Genomic DNA, 16,026 nt, shown 5'->3' with positions numbered 1-16,026 from the left:
CGCTCCTCATCGATCGGTGGCCAGCGGCAAGGACGGGGTCCACCATACCGGAAGTTGATCCGGAAGTTGATCCGAAGTTCAGAAGATATCGTAGGCGTGATTCTGATCCTGGTCCTTCAGCTGGGCAGCCTGGTTGCGCAGGCGATCGACATCTTCCACCTTGAATATCTCGTTCATCCCATTCGGATCACCAGGGCCTGAGGGCAAGCCGCTGTCGCGATTGATCATGACCGTACTGATGCCTGGCGGCATCGGCAACATGCTCAAGGGCAGGTTCTTGAGCACCTCGGCGGTGTAGTCCATCCAGATCGGCAGCGCCACTTTGGCACCAAACTCGCGATACCCCAGCGACGCGTAGTCGTCGTAACCGACCCATACGGCGGTTGTAAGGTCGCCGTTGAAACCGACGAACCAGGCGTCACGCCAATCACTGGTGGAACCGGTCTTGCCGGCCAGATCGGCGCGGTCCAGCACTTTGGCGGCGGCAGCGGTGCCGAGCGGATTCTGGATCACGTCTTTCATCAGTGACGTGAGCAGGAAATCGTTGCGGGGGTCGATGACCTGCGGGGCGAGTACCGGGGGATGGGCGCTCTCGCCGTGCACATCGGCCGGCAACACCGCTATGCCCACGCCATCGACGCTGCTGGCGGAGGCGGGTGCCGTGCTGGCGGCGGCGACGCTGTTGGCCGGGGTCAGGATCATGTCGGCTGGTGGCGGGCCCGGTGGTCGGGTGTCGAGCAGACGCTCCTGGCAGTTGCGGCAGGCCCGTGCGGGATTGGCCAGATACACCGGCTTGCCACCACGGTCGTCAATCTCGTTGATGAAGTACGGGGTGACCAGATAGCCGCCGTTCGCGAACACTGCAAAGCCGCGGGCCATGCTCATCGGCGATACCGAAGCCGTTCCCAGTGCCATCGACAGGTTCGCCGGTATCGAATCGAGCGAGAAGCCGAAGCGGGTGACGTAGTCGCGCGCGTAGCGTATGCCGATCGCATCGAGCAGGCGCACCGAGACCAGGTTCTTGGATTCCACCAGTGCTTCGCGCAGGCGCATGGGTCCGGCGAATTTGCCGTCGTCGTTGGATGGCGTCCAGATGCCACCCGGCTTTGAAGGGTCAGGCAGCGCCAGCGGCGCATCGTTGATGATCGAGGCCGGGGTGAATCCTCGCTCGAACGCCGCCGAGTAGAAGTAAGGCTTGAAACTCGAGCCGGGCTGGCGTGCCGCCATGACGGCGCGGTTGAACTTGCTGCGCGCAAAACTGAAGCCGCCGACCAAAGCCTGGATGGAGCCGTCTTCCGGATTGATCGAGGTCAAAGCCGCTTGCGCAGCAGGGATCTGGTCGAGCTGCCATCCGCCCTTGGCGTTGAGTGACACACGGATGATGTCGCCGCGCTTGAGTACGCCACTGACGCTGCCTGGAGCAGCGCCGGTGCGGTCGTCATTAATGCGGGGGTGAGCCCAGTTGATCGCGGCCAGGTCCAGGCTGATGCTCTCGTGGCTGGGCAGATAAACCGTGGCTTCCTTGGCGCTGCTCGCCGTGACCAGGCCAGGCTGCATGCCCGAGATGTCACTGTAGCTGGACAACAGGTGGTCGTAATCCTGCTCGCTGGCGTCGGCTGGCAGATCCTGATGTGCCTCCGGCCCGCGCCAGCCGTGGCGATGGTCATAGGAAATCAGGCCATCGCGCAGCGCCGTCACGGCCGCCGCCTGGCGGGTGCTTTGCAGGGTGGTCTTGACCACGTAACCCTCGGTCAACGCATCGTTGCCAAGCCGGTCGAGCACTTGTCGACGCACCATTTCTGCGAGATACGGCGCATCCACCTCGATCGGCTGCTCATGCGGAAACGCGTGATTTGCTTCGGCAATCGCCTGTTCGTACGCCGCCTTGGTGATGTAGTTGTGCTTGAACATCTCGCCCAGCACCCAGTTGCGCCGGGCCATCGCGCGCGCAGGGCTGTTGAGAGGATTGACTACCGAGGGCAGCTGAAACGTCGAGGCGATCAGGGCACATTCGGCCGGGGTCAGCTGGTCCAGCGTCTTGCCGTAGTAGTAGGCCGCCGCCGCGCTTACGCCATAAGAGCGATGGCCGAGGAACATCTTGTTGAGGTAGAGCTCAAGGATCTGGTCCTTGCTGAGCTCATGCTCGATGCTCAGCGCGATGAAGATCTCGGTGAGCTTGCGCGAATAGAGCTTTTCAGGGCTGAGGAAGAAGTTGCGCGCCACCTGCTGGGTGATGGTCGAGCCGCCGGGGCCCTTGTCGCCGCCGGTCACGATCACGTGCCAGCCCGCGCGCGCGATGCCGCGCCAGTCCACGCCCGGGTGGTGGTAGAACTCCGCATCCTCAGCAGAAAGCACGGCGTGCTTGAGCAGATCCGGTACGTCGGCAATCGCCACTGGAATGCGTCGAGTCTCGCCAAAACTGGCAATCAGCTTGCCATCGGCGGTCAGCACGCGCAGTGGTACCTGCATGTGATAGTCCTTCAGGACCGCCACCGAGGGGAGTCTTGGTGCTATAAGCCAATAGGCCACGCCGACTGCGATAACTGCCAGAAGCAAACCCGAAAAGGCCAGGATCAGTACCCAGCGCAACAAACGTTTGATTATTCGCATGGTGTGGGGATAGCGAGACCTGAGTCAAAACATGGCAGAGTATAGATGTAGCAGTATTCCTAACATGGGGCGTTGTGGGGCCGATTAGGAAGGATTGTTTGCAAGGGTTGCGCCATCTGTGGGCGATGTCGCAAATGTGGTGGACATCACGTCAATTACTTGAGAAAGTTTCCGTAGGCCGTTGCCATTGCGTTAATTTTTCGATTTAATGCCACTGCGCATCCCACCAGGACTCTGGTTACGGGCGCTAGGGGCAAGGGGGATACACCGTGGGGCTCTTTACACCCAAGAAGCCGGCGCTGATTGGTGTCGACATCAGTTCGACTGCCGTCAAGCTGCTGCAGCTAAGTCAAGTGGGCGGGCGTTATCGCGTGGAGCATTACGCGGTCGAGCCACTGCCACCCAATGCCGTGGTCGAAAAGAACATCGTCGAGGTCGAGGCGGTGGGCGACGCGATTCGTCGAGCGCTGGCGCGATCGGGGTCCAAGCTCAAGCATGCGGCGGCGGCGCTGGCCGGATCGGCAGTGATCACCCGCATCATCCCCATGTCCAGCGAATTGTCCGACGATGATCTGGAGGGTCAGATCCAGGTCGAGGCGAATCAGTACATCCCGTATCCGATCGACGAAGTCAGCCTCGACTACGAGGTACTCGGGCCGGTACGCGACAACCCTGACATGAACAATGTGCTGCTCGCTGCCTCGCGCACCGAGAACGTCGACATGCGGGTGGCCGCGCTCGATCTGGGTGGTCTGACCGCCAGCGCGATCGACGTCGAGGCGTTCGCGATGGAGAACGCGTTTGTGATGGTCGCCGACCAACTCAACGTCGGACGCGATGCGCTGGTGGCCGTAGTCGACATCGGCGCCACCATGACGACCCTGTCCGTCTTGCGCAACCAACGCACCATCTACTCGCGCGAGCAGGTCTTCGGCGGCAAGCAGCTGACCGACGAGATCATGCGCCGCTTCGGCCTCTCCTATGAAGAAGCCGGCCGCGCCAAGCGCAAGGGCGGCTTGCCCGAATCGTACGAGAGCGAAGCGCTCGAGCCGTTCAAGGAGTCGCTGGTCCAGCAGATCAGCCGCCTGTTGCAGTTCTTCTTTGCCGGTAGCGAATACAGCAAGGTTGACCAGGTCGTGCTGGCCGGCGGATGCGCCGCGATCGACGGGCTCGGCGCCATGCTGGAAGAGCAGCTCGGCGTGTCCTGCATCGTCGCCAACCCGCTGGCGCGCATGTCGCTTTCGCCCAGGGTGCAGGCACAGTCGCTGGCCCAGGACGCGCCCGCACTGATGATTGCGGTCGGCCTCGCCTTGAGGAGCTTCGACTGATGGCACACATCAATCTACTTCCGTGGCGTGCGGAACGACGCAAGCTACGCGAGCGCGAGTTCTACATGCAGCTCGCGGCTGCCTTTGTGGCCGCGCTGGGCGTCCTGCTGTTGTGGGGATTCTGGATGGGTCAGCGCATCGACAACCAAAATGACCGCAACGCTTATCTGCAGACCGAGATCAAGGATCTCGACGTGCGCATTGCGAAGATCAAGGACCTTGAACAGGTGCGCGAGCATCTGCTGGCGCGCAAGCAGATCATTGAACAGCTGCAGGCAGACCGTTCGCAGATGGTGCATCTGTTCGACGAGCTGGTGAAGACGATACCCTCCAGTGCGCGTCTGAGCGGTCTCAAGCAGAACGGTCAGGCCTTGTCGCTGGATGGCGTGGCGCAGTCCAACGCCAGCGTCGCCGAATACATGCGCAATATCGAGGCGTCCCAGTGGATGGGACATGCCGACCTGCGCAAGACCGAAAACAGCCATGATTCCAGCCGTATGCCGTACACCTTCGGATTGGATGTGGCATTGAGCCGGCCGAAATCCGACGAACCCGATGGTGTGGATGGCTCGCCTGCCGTCGGCCCGGCGCCCGCTACGTCAACCACTTCCGCCCCGGCGCCGGCAGCCTCGGTTCCGAACGCACCCGGCACGGCAGCGAAGACGGTCACCGGCATGCCTGCTGCTACGTCGGCACCCGCCAGCGTACCGGCGAAACCTGCCGCTGCAGCAGCGGCCAAGCCGGAGACGAAAGCGGTGAATGCGCCCGTCTCGGGAGGAACCAAACCATGAAGTTCCTCAACGACATTCGCAATCTCGACCGCAACAACGTTGGAGGCTGGCCACAATCGGTCAAGATGTTCTTCACCGTGCTGGTGTTTGCCATCGTGCTGCTGGTCGGCTGGTACTTCTTCATTGGCGACCAGCAAGACAGCCTCACGTCGCTGGCCGGCAAAGAAGAACAGCTGAAGCAGGAGTTCGCGACCAAGCAGGCGAAGGCGGTCAATCTGGAAGCGCTGCAGCAGCAGCTCGACGAGATGCAGGACATGTTGCGCCAGCTGCTGCGTCAGCTGCCCAGCAAGACCGAAATGCCCGAGCTGCTGGTGGATGTTTCGCAAACCGCGTTGTCGGCGGGCCTGGAAACCGAGTTGTTCCAGCCGGGCCCTGAAACGCCGAAGGATTTCTACGCGGAAAAGCCCATCACGCTGCGCATGAGCGGCACCTATCACCAGTTCGGCGCGTTCATCAGCGGGGTGGCTTCATTGCCACGAGTGGTGATCCTTACCCTGCACGATGTGTCGTTGACGCCGAAGACGCCGGCCAAGGGCAGTGCCCCTACGGATGGCCTACTCGTTCTGCAGGGCACCGTGAAGACTTACCGCTATCTGGATGACGAAGAGAGCGCCGCCGCGGCCAAAAAGCCGGGCCAAGCCAAGGCGGGGGGGCAGAAATGAACAAGTTTGCTGCCATCAAACCGGTCCATGTGACACGGGTGTTGCTGATGCTGGGCGCAGCGCTGGTGCTGAGCGGTTGCACCCGCGGTATGTCCGATCTGCGCGAGTGGGTCGCGCAGGAAAAGGCCAAGAAGGGTGCGCCGATCCAGCCGTTGCCGGTGATCAAGACGTTCGAGTCCTTCCTGTACGACGATCAGGGCAAGCGCGACCCATTCAGCCCGAGCACGGCTGAAATGCAGCCGACGAGCGCCAACAGTGGCCCACGGCCAGATGCAAATCGTGCCAAGCAGCCGCTGGAAATGTTTGCGCTGGACAGCTTGAAGATGGTCGGCACGGTCGGTGCCGGTGGAACCTTGGAGGTGCTGATCAAGGACCCGGGCGGTGTGATCCATCGTGTCCACAGTGGCGAATACATGGGCCAGAACTATGGGCATATCACCAGCATCGGTGATGACCATATTGATCTGGTCGAGCTGGTATCCAATGGTAATGGCGGCTGGATGGAACGTCCGGCCAGCATCGCGCTCGACGCGAAATAGGAATACAGGGGCTGATGCAATGACCAACCAAATCCAATCCGTCCGGGGCCGTGTCATGCGCCATGCGAGCCGTTACATGTTGCTGGGTCTGCTGATCGCCGGTGCCACCTGGGCCAGCGATGCCATGGCAGCCAGCACTACGCTGAAGAACCTCAGCTTTGAGGCGCTGCCAGGCGGCAGTGTCGAGCTGCACATGGACTTCGGCAACGGCCCGGTGCCGGAACCGAAGATCTTCAGTACCGGCAATCCGCCGCGCATCGCAGTCGATCTTGCCGACACCGACAACGCCGCCGCCCGCCATCTCGATATCGGCAAGGGCTCGACTTCCGGCGTGTCTGCCGTGGAAGCCGGCGGTCGAACGCGGGTCGTGGTCGAATTGATGCGCGCGTCGTCTTACCGTTCACGTGTCGAGGGCCACAGCCTCGTACTCACCATCAACAACGGCACCGCCGATCAGTCCACCACCACGGTCGCGACCATCGATCCGTCCAAGGCGCTGCCTTCGACGATGAATAACGGCGCGACGATTTCCAACATCGACTTCCGCCGGGGACCGAATGGCGAGGGCCGCGTGCTGATCAGCTTCAGCGGCAACGGCGCCAATGCGCAGATGAATCGCAAGGGCGACAAATTGCTGGTCGATATCGATCACGCAAATCTGCCGGCCAATCTTGCGCAACGCCTGGATACGCTGGACTTCGCCACGCCGGTGCAGTCCATCGTTACTCGCGCCGGCACCGGTGGTGGTGGTGCCCACATGGAAATCGCGATCACGGGCAACGTCGATACCTCGGACTACCAGACAGGTGACCAGTACGTGGTCGAAGTGACGCCGAAGCATGCCGATGCGAAGGCGGAAGCGCTGGCGAAGCTCGGTCAGGAGCCCAGCTATAACGGCAAGCGGGTCACCTTCAACTTCCAGGACATTCCGGTGCGCTCGGCGCTGCAGTTGATCGCCGACATCTCCGGGTTGAACCTGGTTGCTTCGGACAGCGTCGGTGGCAGCGTCACGCTGCGACTGGTTAATGTGCCCTGGGATCAGGCGCTGGATGTGATCCTGCGTGCCAAGAGCCTGGACAAGCGCCGCAACGGCAACGTGATCTGGGTCGCGCCGCAGGCTGAGCTGGCCAAGTACGAGCAAGACCTGGCCGATGCCAAGCTGAAGTCCCAGGACACCGCTGAACTGGTCACCGACTATGTGCCGATCAGCTACGGCAAGGCGGCGGATATCGCCAAGCTGCTGACCACGGGCAGCCTGCAAGCTAACCAAGGCGGTGGCGGGGCCAGTGGCAATACTGCGCATGGCTTCCTGTCTTCACGCGGCAGTGCTTCGTTTGACGTGCGCACCAATACTTTGTTGCTCAACGACACGCCGGAGAAGATTAAGCAGCTGCGTGACCTGATCGCGGTGCTGGATACGCCAGTACAGCAGGTACTGATTGAGTCGCGCATCGTGATCGCCACCGACAATTTCGAACGGGATCTAGGTGCGAAGTTTGGTGCCAATGCCACGCGAACCAATCCCAGTGGGCAGGTGATCCAGACCGGCGGCGTGCTTGGCGGGACCCCCGGCAACAATGGAGGCGGTGCGACGACCGCTGCCGCAGCAAGCCCCGTCGGTGCCGGCGGTCTGAACTTCAATCTGCCCTCCACGACGACGGCAGGCAGCATCGGCCTTGCGATCCTGGGCAAGAACTACTCGCTCGATCTGGAGCTTTCCGCGGCGCAGACCGAAGGTCTCAGCGAAACGATCTCCAGCCCACGGGTGATTACGGCGAACCATGAGGAGGCTGACATCCGCCAGGGTCAGGAAATTGGCTACGTGACGTTCCAGAACAGTGCCACGGGCGCCGCCGGCAGCGGCACCGCCACCGTACAGTTCAAGGACGCCGTGCTGGAGCTCAAGGTGACCCCGACGATCACCGCCGACGACCGCATCTATCTGCAGATCAACGTCACCAAGGATGCACTGGCTGGCTACGTCACCGTTCCGGGCAGCGGTCAGGTACCGACCATCGACACCCGCTCGATCAATACCTCGGTGCTGGTGGACAATGGGCAGACCGTGGTGCTCGGTGGCATCTACGAGATCGACAAGTCCAACACGATCGTCAAGGTGCCTGGTCTGGGTGACATCCCGGTGCTCGGTGCGCTGTTCCGGCAGAGCACGCGTATCGTCAACAAAGCCGAACTGCTGATCTTCGTGACGCCGCGCATCCTCAGCGCCACGCTGCAGTAAATTTCACTTCATGCAAGCAAAAGAGGCGGCTTCGGCCGCCTCTTTCTTTGTATGGCCCGCGTCGACGCTTCAGTCAGACTAAACTTCTGGCGATGGCCATGGTCTGTAGAACGCTGCCGGAACCTTCTCCATTGCGCCGTGCCGGACAGCCTCCCCGCGTAATGTCGAGAACGGAAACCGAAATGGAAATGCCTGAAAGCCGGTCTGAAAGCCGACCCGAAATCCGGCCCTTGAGCGATCTGCAGCAGGCCTTCGCGCAACTGCGCGACGATCTGCAGCGCTGCATCATTGGCCAGCCGCATCTGATCGACTGCCTGCTGGTGGCGTTGCTGGCCGATGGTCATCTTCTGGTGGAAGGTGCGCCGGGCCTGGCCAAGACCACGGCGGTCAAGGCGCTGGCGGCACGGATCAAGGCGGATTTCCATCGGGTGCAGTTCACTCCCGACCTGCTACCGGCGGATCTCACCGGCACCGACGTATTCCGCCCGCAGACCGGCAGTTTCGAGTTCGAGCGCGGCCCGCTGTTCCACAACATCGTGCTGGCCGATGAAATCAATCGTGCGCCCGCCAAGGTACAGTCGGCGTTGCTCGAAGCGATGGCTGAACAGCAGATCACCGTGGGCCGCAGCACCTGGCATCTGCCCGAGCTGTTCATGGTGATGGCCACCCAGAATCCGATCGAGCAGGAAGGCACCTTCACCTTGCCGGAGGCTCAGCTCGACCGTTTCCTGATGCACGTGACCATCGGTTATCCGGACGCCGCCGCGGAGCTGGCGATACTCAAGCTGGCACGCGAGCAGGCACGCCGTCGTGCACATCCCACGGCGCCGGTGCAGGCACTGTTGAGTCAGTCCGACGTATTTGCCGCGCGTGATGCGGCAATGGCGGTGCATATGGCGCCCGCGCTGGAGGAATACCTGACCCAGCTCGTGCTCGCCACGCGTGATGCGGGTCGCTACGGGCCTGAACTGAAGCGCTGGATTGCCTGGGGTGGCAGCCCGCGTGCCACCATCGCACTGGATCGCTGTTCGCGCGCGCAGGCATGGCTGGCTGGACGCGATTACGTACTGCCGGAAGACGTACATGGGATTGCACACGAAGTGCTGCGGCATCGAGTGCTGCTCAGCTACGAGGCGGAAGCCGAAGGCGTACGGCCGGATCAGGTGATCGATCGCCTGCTGGATCTCGTGCCGTTGCCGTAAGAGCCTGTTCATGAGCACAACCATGAGTACTTCCGTACGCAAGCAGGTCGATGGCGATGGCCGCAGTCAGGTTTCGTTGGCCGAACTGATTTCATTGCGTGCACGGGTGACGCGTGCACGCATGGCGCCCTTGCCCAGTCGCGCAGCGCGCAGTGGTCAGCAGTCCAGCCGTCTATACGGCCGTGGCATGGACTACGCCGAATCGCGCGTTTATCAGGCCGGTGACGACGTGCGTCGACTCGATTGGCGACTCACTGCCCGCAGTGGAAAGCTGCATACCAAACTATTCCAGGAGGATCGCGAAGGCTGTCTGCTGATCGTGCTGGATACCCATGCCAGCATGCGTTTCGGCACGCGCGTGCGGTTCAAATCGGTGCAGGCTGCACGCGCTGCGGCGTGCGCCGCCTGGTACGCGGTCCAGGCTGGCGAGCGGGTCGGCGTGATGGCCTTCGGTCACGCTGATCAGCTACTGCGTCCGCAGGCGGGTTCGCGTGGCGCGCTGGCGGTATGCGGTGCGCTGGCCGGTTGGGACGCGTTGCCGTCGTCAGACAAAGAGGAGCCACTGGCTGATGCATTGATACGTGCCGGACGCGTGCTGCACGGAGCCAGCCGCGTGCTGCTGATCAGCGATGGCTTCAGCTGCGATACGCGGGCGCGACTGCGTCTACTGGATCTCACCCGGCATGCCGGTGTGAGCGTGCTGGTGGTCGCCGATGCACTGGAGCAGGCGTTGGCACCGCCCGGACGCTATCCGATGGAACATGCCGGCGAGCGTAGCGAAGTGCTGCTGCAGTCCGAACGCCAACGTCGCGAATTTCAGCGCGCGCTTGGCGCTGGTCCGGCACGGCTCGGAGAACTGGCGCAGTCGTTGGGCTTGCGCCACGGCAGCATCGATACTTCGAGTGACCCGTTCGCGTCGGTGGCGACCCTGCTCGGCACCGCGAGGCTGTCCCGATGATCGCCTCGGTCATCCAACCGCCGGCAACGGCCCCAACGCAAGGGCCGAAGCTGCGCGATATCCATCTGCCGCCGGAGCCCTCGTGGTGGCCTCCGGCGCCAGGCTGGTGGGTGCTCGCCCTGCTGTTGCTTGTACTGTTGTTGGCAGGCGTATGGTTTTGGCAGCGGCAGCGACGGGTAGTTCGGCAGCGCGCACAGGTGCTGGCCGAACTCGATCGACTCATGCTCCAGCACCAGCACGACAGCGATCAGGCCGCGCTGGCAAGTGGGCTGCATCAACTGCTGCGGCGGGTGGCGCGTCGGCATGATGCACTGGCCACCCAACAACGCGGTGAAGCCTGGCGGCAGACTCTGGCGCGCGTGCCGGTCGATGCGCTCACGCTGGATCTTTTGCTGGCACTGGATCAGGCGATCTATCGCCCGCAGTTGTCGTTCGATCACGCAGCTGCAGCAGCAGCCGTGCGGAAGTGGCTGCAGTTGGCATTGAAACCACGCACGTGGAAGCCGGCACGGATGGAGCGCGGACATGTTTGAGTTTGCATGGCCGTGGGTGGTCGTGGCGCTGCCATTGCCATGGCTGTTGCGACACTTGCTACAGCCGTCAGCGCCGGGACAGGCCCTGCATCTGCCCCAGCCCGGCCTGCAATTGACCAAGGTGGTTGGCAGGGCCACGCATGGCATCGTTCCATGGCTGCTGGCGCTGGCGTGGCTGTGTCTGTTGACGGCCGCGGCACGGCCGCAGTGGGTGGGGCCGCCGCAGGCGCAGCAGCGTAGCGGTCGCGCGCTGATGCTGGCGGTGGATCTGTCCGGCAGCATGCGCACCGAAGACATGGATCTGGCCGGACAACCGGTCAGTCGCTTTGAAGCTGTCGAAGCGATTGCCGGAGATTTCATCCATCGCCGCAGCGGCGATGAAATGGGTCTGATCCTGTTTGGCAGCCAGGCTTTCCTGGTGACCCCGCTCACCTACGACCTGTCGGCCGTGCGCGCACAACTGCAGAGCGCAGTCGTGGGTCTGGCTGGCACCGAAACGGCGATTGGCGACGCAATTGCGGTGGCCGTGAAGCGGTTGTCGGCGCTACCGGAACAAGCACGCGTGCTGGTACTGCTTACCGACGGCGTCAACAACACAGGCAACATCACGCCGCGCGAAGCGGCGCACGCGGCCAAGGCCGCCGGCGTGCGCATCTATACCATCGGCGTGGGCGCAACGCAGATGCGGGTGCCAGGATTTTTCGGCAGCCAGCTGATCAATCCATCGGCGGATCTGGACGCGGACATGCTGACCACGATCGCTAAGGAAACCGGCGGTCAATTTTTCCGCGCCACCGATGGTACCGAGTTGGCCGATGCGTATCGCGCGATTGATGCCCTGGAGCCTATGCCCCAGCAAGGGCCCACGTTGCGTCCACGGCATGAATTGTTTCGTTGGCCGCTGGCTGCCGCGATCTTGCTGCTGTTGCTGGTGATCGCGCCGCGCCGGTTTGCCCGGTTGCCGGAGCAGGCGGCATGAGCGCGACGCTGCAACAGTTCCATTTCCTGCAGCCGTGGTGGCTGGCCACGCTGGCCCTGTTGCCCTTGTTGCTGTGGCTCGGCGTGCGGCGCAGTTCGGCGCAGCTGGAGCTGTCGCGGCTGGTGGATCCCGAACTGCTCCCTTATCTGCTGCGTGGACGCGCCGCGAACCTACACGTGCCGGTGTGGCTGTTTGCGATCGGCTGGTCGCTGTGCGCGCTGGCGTTGGCCGGTCCAAGCTGGAGCCGAGTACAGCAGCCGCTGTATGCGAGTCGCGCCGCACAAGTGGTGGCGATCTCGCTGTCGCAGCACATGCTTGCGCGGGATGTGGCACCGAGCCGGCTCGATCGCGTGCGCTACAAGGCGCACGATCTGCTGGCCAGCAATCGCGATGGCCTGAACGCGCTGATCGCCTATGCCGGTGAGGCATTCGTGGTGGCGCCGCTGACGTCCGATGCGAACAGCCTCAGCGATCTGCTGGATGCGATGGCGCCCGACACCATGCCGGTGGACGGCGATAGCGCCGCACTGGCGATCCAGCGTGGCGTGACGCTGATCGAGGACGCCAAGGCGGCGGGTGGATCGCTGGTGCTGATCACGGACCAGGCCGATGCGGCCGCCGACGCAGCGGCGCGCAAAGCGAAGGCTGCGGGTGTGCAGGTGTCGGTGCTCGGGGTGGGCACGCCGCAAGGTGGCCCCATACCGCTGGCCGGTGGCGGCTTTCTGCATGACGCGCAAGACCACATGGCGCTGGCCGGTCGTGATGATGCTGCGCTCAGCGCGCTGGCGGCCGCCGGTGGTGGTCGTTATGTGCCGATGAGTGCGGACCGCAGCGATATCGATGCATTGCATGCGCAGTTGCGTTCCGCTCCGGTGAAGGCGGTGAACGGCCCCGTGGGCGATGAATGGCAGGATCGTGGCCCGTGGTTGCTGCTGCCGTTGCTGCTGGTCGTGGCGATGGCATTCAGGCGCGGTTGGCTGCTCTTGCTGCCGCTGATCGTGTTGCCGCTGTTGCCTGGCAACGCCAGTGCCACGAGCTGGCAGGACCTGTGGCAGCGACCCGACCAGCAGGCTGCGCAGGCTTTGCAGCGAGGTCAGCCAAAGCAGGCGCAGCAGCTCGCGCACGACCCCGCCTGGCGCGGTGCAGCGGCGTATCGCGCGGGCAACTATCCGGGCGCGGCACAGGCGCTGCAGCAAGCTCCAGGGGGCGATGCGGCGTACAACCTCGGCAATGCCCTGGCCAGGCAAGGCCAATATCAGCAGGCGATCGGCGCTTACGATCATGCATTGAAACTCGCCCCGGGCAACGCCGACGCCAAGGCCAATCGCAAGGCGGTCGAAGACTGGTTGCGACAGCAGCAAACGCAGCCACAAGATCAGCAGCAGTCGAACGAGCAGAAGAAGCCGGGCAAGAACGGTGACAACGGTCAGCCGTCGTCCGGCGAGCAGGGCAAGGATGGCAAGTCGGACTCGCAGCAGGCGCAGGATGAGAAGTCCGCGCAGGACGCTGCCGGCAAGCCGGGACAGGATGGACAGCCGCAGAAGTCCGGTCAGGACAAGGAGGGCCACGACAAGCAAGATCAGCCTGGCCAGGACCAGGCTGCAAATCAACCCAGGCCGCTGAGCCCGCAGCAACAGGCCGGGCAGAAGGCCCGCACTGATCAGGCGCAACAGGCTTTGCAGAAACAGATGGATCAGGCGTTGGCGGCGCAGCAAAAAGACCAGTCGGGGGCGACCCATCAACTCGGCGCGATGCCGAAGGACGACCCACAATCAAAACTGCCCGCCGATATAAGGCAGGCGTTGCAGCGCGTGCCGGATGATCCGGGCGCGTTGTTGCGGCGCAAATTCGAGCTGGAATATCAGCAGCGTCATGGCGGCGTACCGAACGAGGAAGGGCAACCGTGATGCTTCGACGAATTATCGGACGTTGGCTGCTGGCGGTGCTGCTGGTCCCGGCACTTGGCCACGCCGCAACCGTACAGGCCACGCTGGATCGCAGCAGCGTGCAACTGGGCGAGACTGTAACGTTGAATCTGCACATCAGCGGTGATGCCGGCAATCTGGGTGCGCCTGATCTGGGCGCGCTGGGCAAGGACTTCGAGATCCTCGGGACGTCGCAAAACAGCAGCCTCAGCGTGATCAATGGTGCGGCCACCTCCGAGCTGACATTTGGCGTGGCGCTGCGGCCAAGGCGTGAGGGTTTGCTGCAGATTCCTGCGCTGACCGTGGCCGGCGCCCAGACCAACCCATTGCAATTGCAGGTGACCGCACCCGATCCTGCCGCGGCGGCGGCGACCCACAAAGATGTTTTCATGGAAGCGCAGATCGAGCCGGGACACGGCTACGTGGGCCAGCAATTGAGTTACGTCGTGCGGCTGTATTTCGCATCGGCCATCAGCAATGGTGCGCTGGATGATCCACAGCTCAGCGGAGGCGTAGTGAGCCGGGTGGGTGCTGATCTGAACTACGACGCCGAGCGCAATGGCCGCCCCTACCATGTCATCGAGCGGCGTTATGCGTTGATCCCGCAGCACGCCGGGCACCTCGAGATTCCCGCACTGGGATTTCAGGGTGACGCGGTTGATCCGAACGATCCCAACAGCTTCTTCGGTGCCAGCATCCCGATTTCGGCCAGTGCACCGGCGGTGGCGGCCGACATACAGGCGGCACCGGCCGACTGGGGCAAGACTGCGTGGCTGCCGGCTCGCCAGTTGAGCCTGACGCTGGATGGCTGGCCCGGTGCGCAGAATCAGTTGCGGGTGGGGCAGCCGCTCAATCTCACGATGAATCTGCAGGCAACCGGCCTGCCGTTTGAGGCCTTGCCCGAGCTCAGCCTGCCACCACTGGATGGCGCCACGGTATATCCGGACAAGCCGGTTTCGGGCACGCGCAATGATGGCCAATGGATCGCCGGCTGGCGTCAGCAGGCGTTTGCGATCGTGCCCGAGCGTGCCGGCAGGCTGACCATTCCAGCCACCACCTTGAAGTGGTGGAACGTGCTGACGGACCGCATGGAAATGGCGCAGATTCCGGCGCACAGCGTGACCGTGTTGCCGGCAATCGGCGGCCCTGCGGCTGCTCATCCGGCCAGTCCGGCGGTGGCGTCAACAGCCGTAGCTACCGCGACAACGACTTCGGCCGAATCGACAGCCGCGCACGCCACGCCATGGCGCTGGATTGCCCTGGGCAGTCTCGGCTTGTGGCTGCTCAGTGTGCTGGCATGGTTGCTGTGGCGTCGTCGGCGACGTTCGCCGTCGGTCGTCACGCCGATGCCAGCGCAGGCCTCCGCGCGTCACTATCAACAGGCATTTCTCGATGCGGCTCGCGGCCGCGATTCGGCCGCACAAGTACATAACCTGCTGGCATGGGCACGCGCCGAACGGCCGATGATCCAGAATCTCGGCGATCTGGCTCAGGCGCTCGGTGATGGGCAGCAATGCGCAGCGATCGCCGACTTGCAACAACGCCACTATGCCGGCACGCCAGCGCCGGCTACTGGTGCTGCGCTGCTGGAGGTGTTCAAGCGTGGCTTCGTGTGGCGTACTTCCGCTGCGCGCAACGACGATGCGGATTTACCGCCGCTGTATCCGTTCAAGGTGCATTGAGTTCAAGCTTCATCAAGTTCCCGCTTCATCAAGTTCCCGCTTCATCTAGAGCCCGCTGACAGCTGGCACGCATAGTGTCGTTGAAGCAGCACAGACTGACGTCGATGGATGAATCCTCGTCGAGTTCGTCGCGCAGCGTGGCCACGGCCACACCTGCCGCCAGTGCGGCGGGATAGCCGTAGACGCCGCAGCTGATCGCCGGAAACGCGATCGTGTGCAATCGATACTCGCGTAGCAGACGCATGGCGTTTCGATAGCAATATTCGAGCATACGCGCTTCAGCGTGGTTGCCACCGTGCCAGATCGGCCCTACGGTGTGGATGACGTAACGCGCCGGCAGCGCAAAGCCAGGCGTGATGCGTGCCTCGCCGGTCGGACAGCGCACGCCCGGCGAGCATTCGGGAAGGGCACGGCAGGCTTCCAGCAAGGAGGGTCCCGCCGCACGATGGATGGCGCCATCCACACCGCGGCCACCGAGCAGCGTGGGGTTGGCCGCATTGACGATGGCGTCCACATGGAGCTGGGTGATGTCGGCGGTGATGGCGTTGATGGGCATGGCTTCGAAGGTTGCCGCAACG

The 16,026-nt window shown here is 63.2% G+C and carries 13 protein-coding genes; 11 read left to right on the top strand and 2 right to left on the bottom strand.

The genetic code is table 11. The annotated features are described in order from the left end of the window. Positions 1–78: 78 nt before the first annotated feature. The gene (locus HDE77_RS04465; RefSeq protein WP_184415946.1) at positions 79–2,610 is read right to left on the bottom strand and encodes a penicillin-binding protein 1A; all 2,532 of its coding nucleotides are present in this window, start codon (positions 2,608–2,610) and stop codon (positions 79–81) included. Positions 2,611–2,879: 269 nt separating this feature from the next. Between HDE77_RS04465 and HDE77_RS04460 the strand changes: the two genes are divergently transcribed. The 11 genes from HDE77_RS04460 to HDE77_RS04410 all read left to right on the top strand — a co-directional run bounded on the left by HDE77_RS04460 (position 2,880) and on the right by HDE77_RS04410 (position 15,448). After that, the gene (locus HDE77_RS04460; protein ID WP_184415945.1) at positions 2,880–3,938 is read left to right on the top strand and encodes a pilus assembly protein PilM; all 1,059 of its coding nucleotides are present in this window, start codon (positions 2,880–2,882) and stop codon (positions 3,936–3,938) included. Further along, a complete protein-coding gene (locus HDE77_RS04455) occupies positions 3,938–4,729 on the top strand; it encodes a PilN domain-containing protein (protein ID WP_184415944.1) in 792 nt (263 codons plus the stop codon). Before HDE77_RS04460 ends, HDE77_RS04455 begins: the two co-directional genes overlap by 1 nt. Continuing rightward, positions 4,726–5,391, top strand: coding sequence for a type 4a pilus biogenesis protein PilO (pilO, locus tag HDE77_RS04450; protein WP_184415943.1), 666 nt, complete (start codon positions 4,726–4,728; stop codon positions 5,389–5,391). Before HDE77_RS04455 ends, pilO begins: the two co-directional genes overlap by 4 nt. Then, positions 5,388–5,930: a pilus assembly protein PilP gene (locus tag HDE77_RS04445; RefSeq protein WP_184415942.1), complete on the top strand. Its 543-nt coding sequence runs from the start codon at positions 5,388–5,390 to the stop codon at positions 5,928–5,930. Before pilO ends, HDE77_RS04445 begins: the two co-directional genes overlap by 4 nt. Before the next feature lie 19 nt (positions 5,931–5,949). Continuing rightward, positions 5,950–8,169: a type IV pilus secretin PilQ gene (locus HDE77_RS04440; protein ID WP_255482533.1), complete on the top strand. Its 2,220-nt coding sequence runs from the start codon at positions 5,950–5,952 to the stop codon at positions 8,167–8,169. Between the two features lie 182 nt (positions 8,170–8,351). Further along, positions 8,352–9,371, top strand: coding sequence for a MoxR family ATPase (locus HDE77_RS04435; protein WP_184415941.1), 1,020 nt, complete (start codon positions 8,352–8,354; stop codon positions 9,369–9,371). 22 nt (positions 9,372–9,393) lie between these two features. Next, on the top strand, positions 9,394–10,329 hold the full coding sequence (locus tag HDE77_RS04430; protein ID WP_184415940.1) for a DUF58 domain-containing protein: 936 nt from the start codon (positions 9,394–9,396) through the stop codon (positions 10,327–10,329). Then, positions 10,326–10,862, top strand: coding sequence for a DUF4381 family protein (locus HDE77_RS04425; protein WP_184415939.1), 537 nt, complete (start codon positions 10,326–10,328; stop codon positions 10,860–10,862). Before HDE77_RS04430 ends, HDE77_RS04425 begins: the two co-directional genes overlap by 4 nt. Further along, the gene (locus HDE77_RS04420; RefSeq protein ID WP_184415938.1) at positions 10,855–11,841 is read left to right on the top strand and encodes a VWA domain-containing protein; all 987 of its coding nucleotides are present in this window, start codon (positions 10,855–10,857) and stop codon (positions 11,839–11,841) included. Before HDE77_RS04425 ends, HDE77_RS04420 begins: the two co-directional genes overlap by 8 nt. Then, the gene (locus tag HDE77_RS04415) at positions 11,838–13,748 is read left to right on the top strand and encodes a tetratricopeptide repeat protein (protein ID WP_184415937.1); all 1,911 of its coding nucleotides are present in this window, start codon (positions 11,838–11,840) and stop codon (positions 13,746–13,748) included. Before HDE77_RS04420 ends, HDE77_RS04415 begins: the two co-directional genes overlap by 4 nt. After that, positions 13,748–15,448: a BatD family protein gene (locus HDE77_RS04410; protein WP_184416029.1), complete on the top strand. Its 1,701-nt coding sequence runs from the start codon at positions 13,748–13,750 to the stop codon at positions 15,446–15,448. The genes HDE77_RS04415 and HDE77_RS04410 overlap by 1 nt, the downstream gene beginning before the upstream one ends. A gap of 28 nt (positions 15,449–15,476) precedes the next feature. Here the strand turns inward: HDE77_RS04410 and HDE77_RS04405 are convergent, their stop codons facing one another. After that, the gene (locus HDE77_RS04405; RefSeq protein ID WP_184415936.1) at positions 15,477–16,004 is read right to left on the bottom strand and encodes an O-acetyl-ADP-ribose deacetylase; all 528 of its coding nucleotides are present in this window, start codon (positions 16,002–16,004) and stop codon (positions 15,477–15,479) included. Positions 16,005–16,026: the final 22 nt, after the last annotated feature.

The sequence above is a fragment of the Rhodanobacter sp. MP7CTX1 genome (assembly GCF_014205795.1).
Lineage (GTDB): Bacteria > Pseudomonadota > Gammaproteobacteria > Xanthomonadales > Rhodanobacteraceae > Rhodanobacter.
This window is presented reverse-complemented; position numbering and strand designations above follow the sequence as displayed.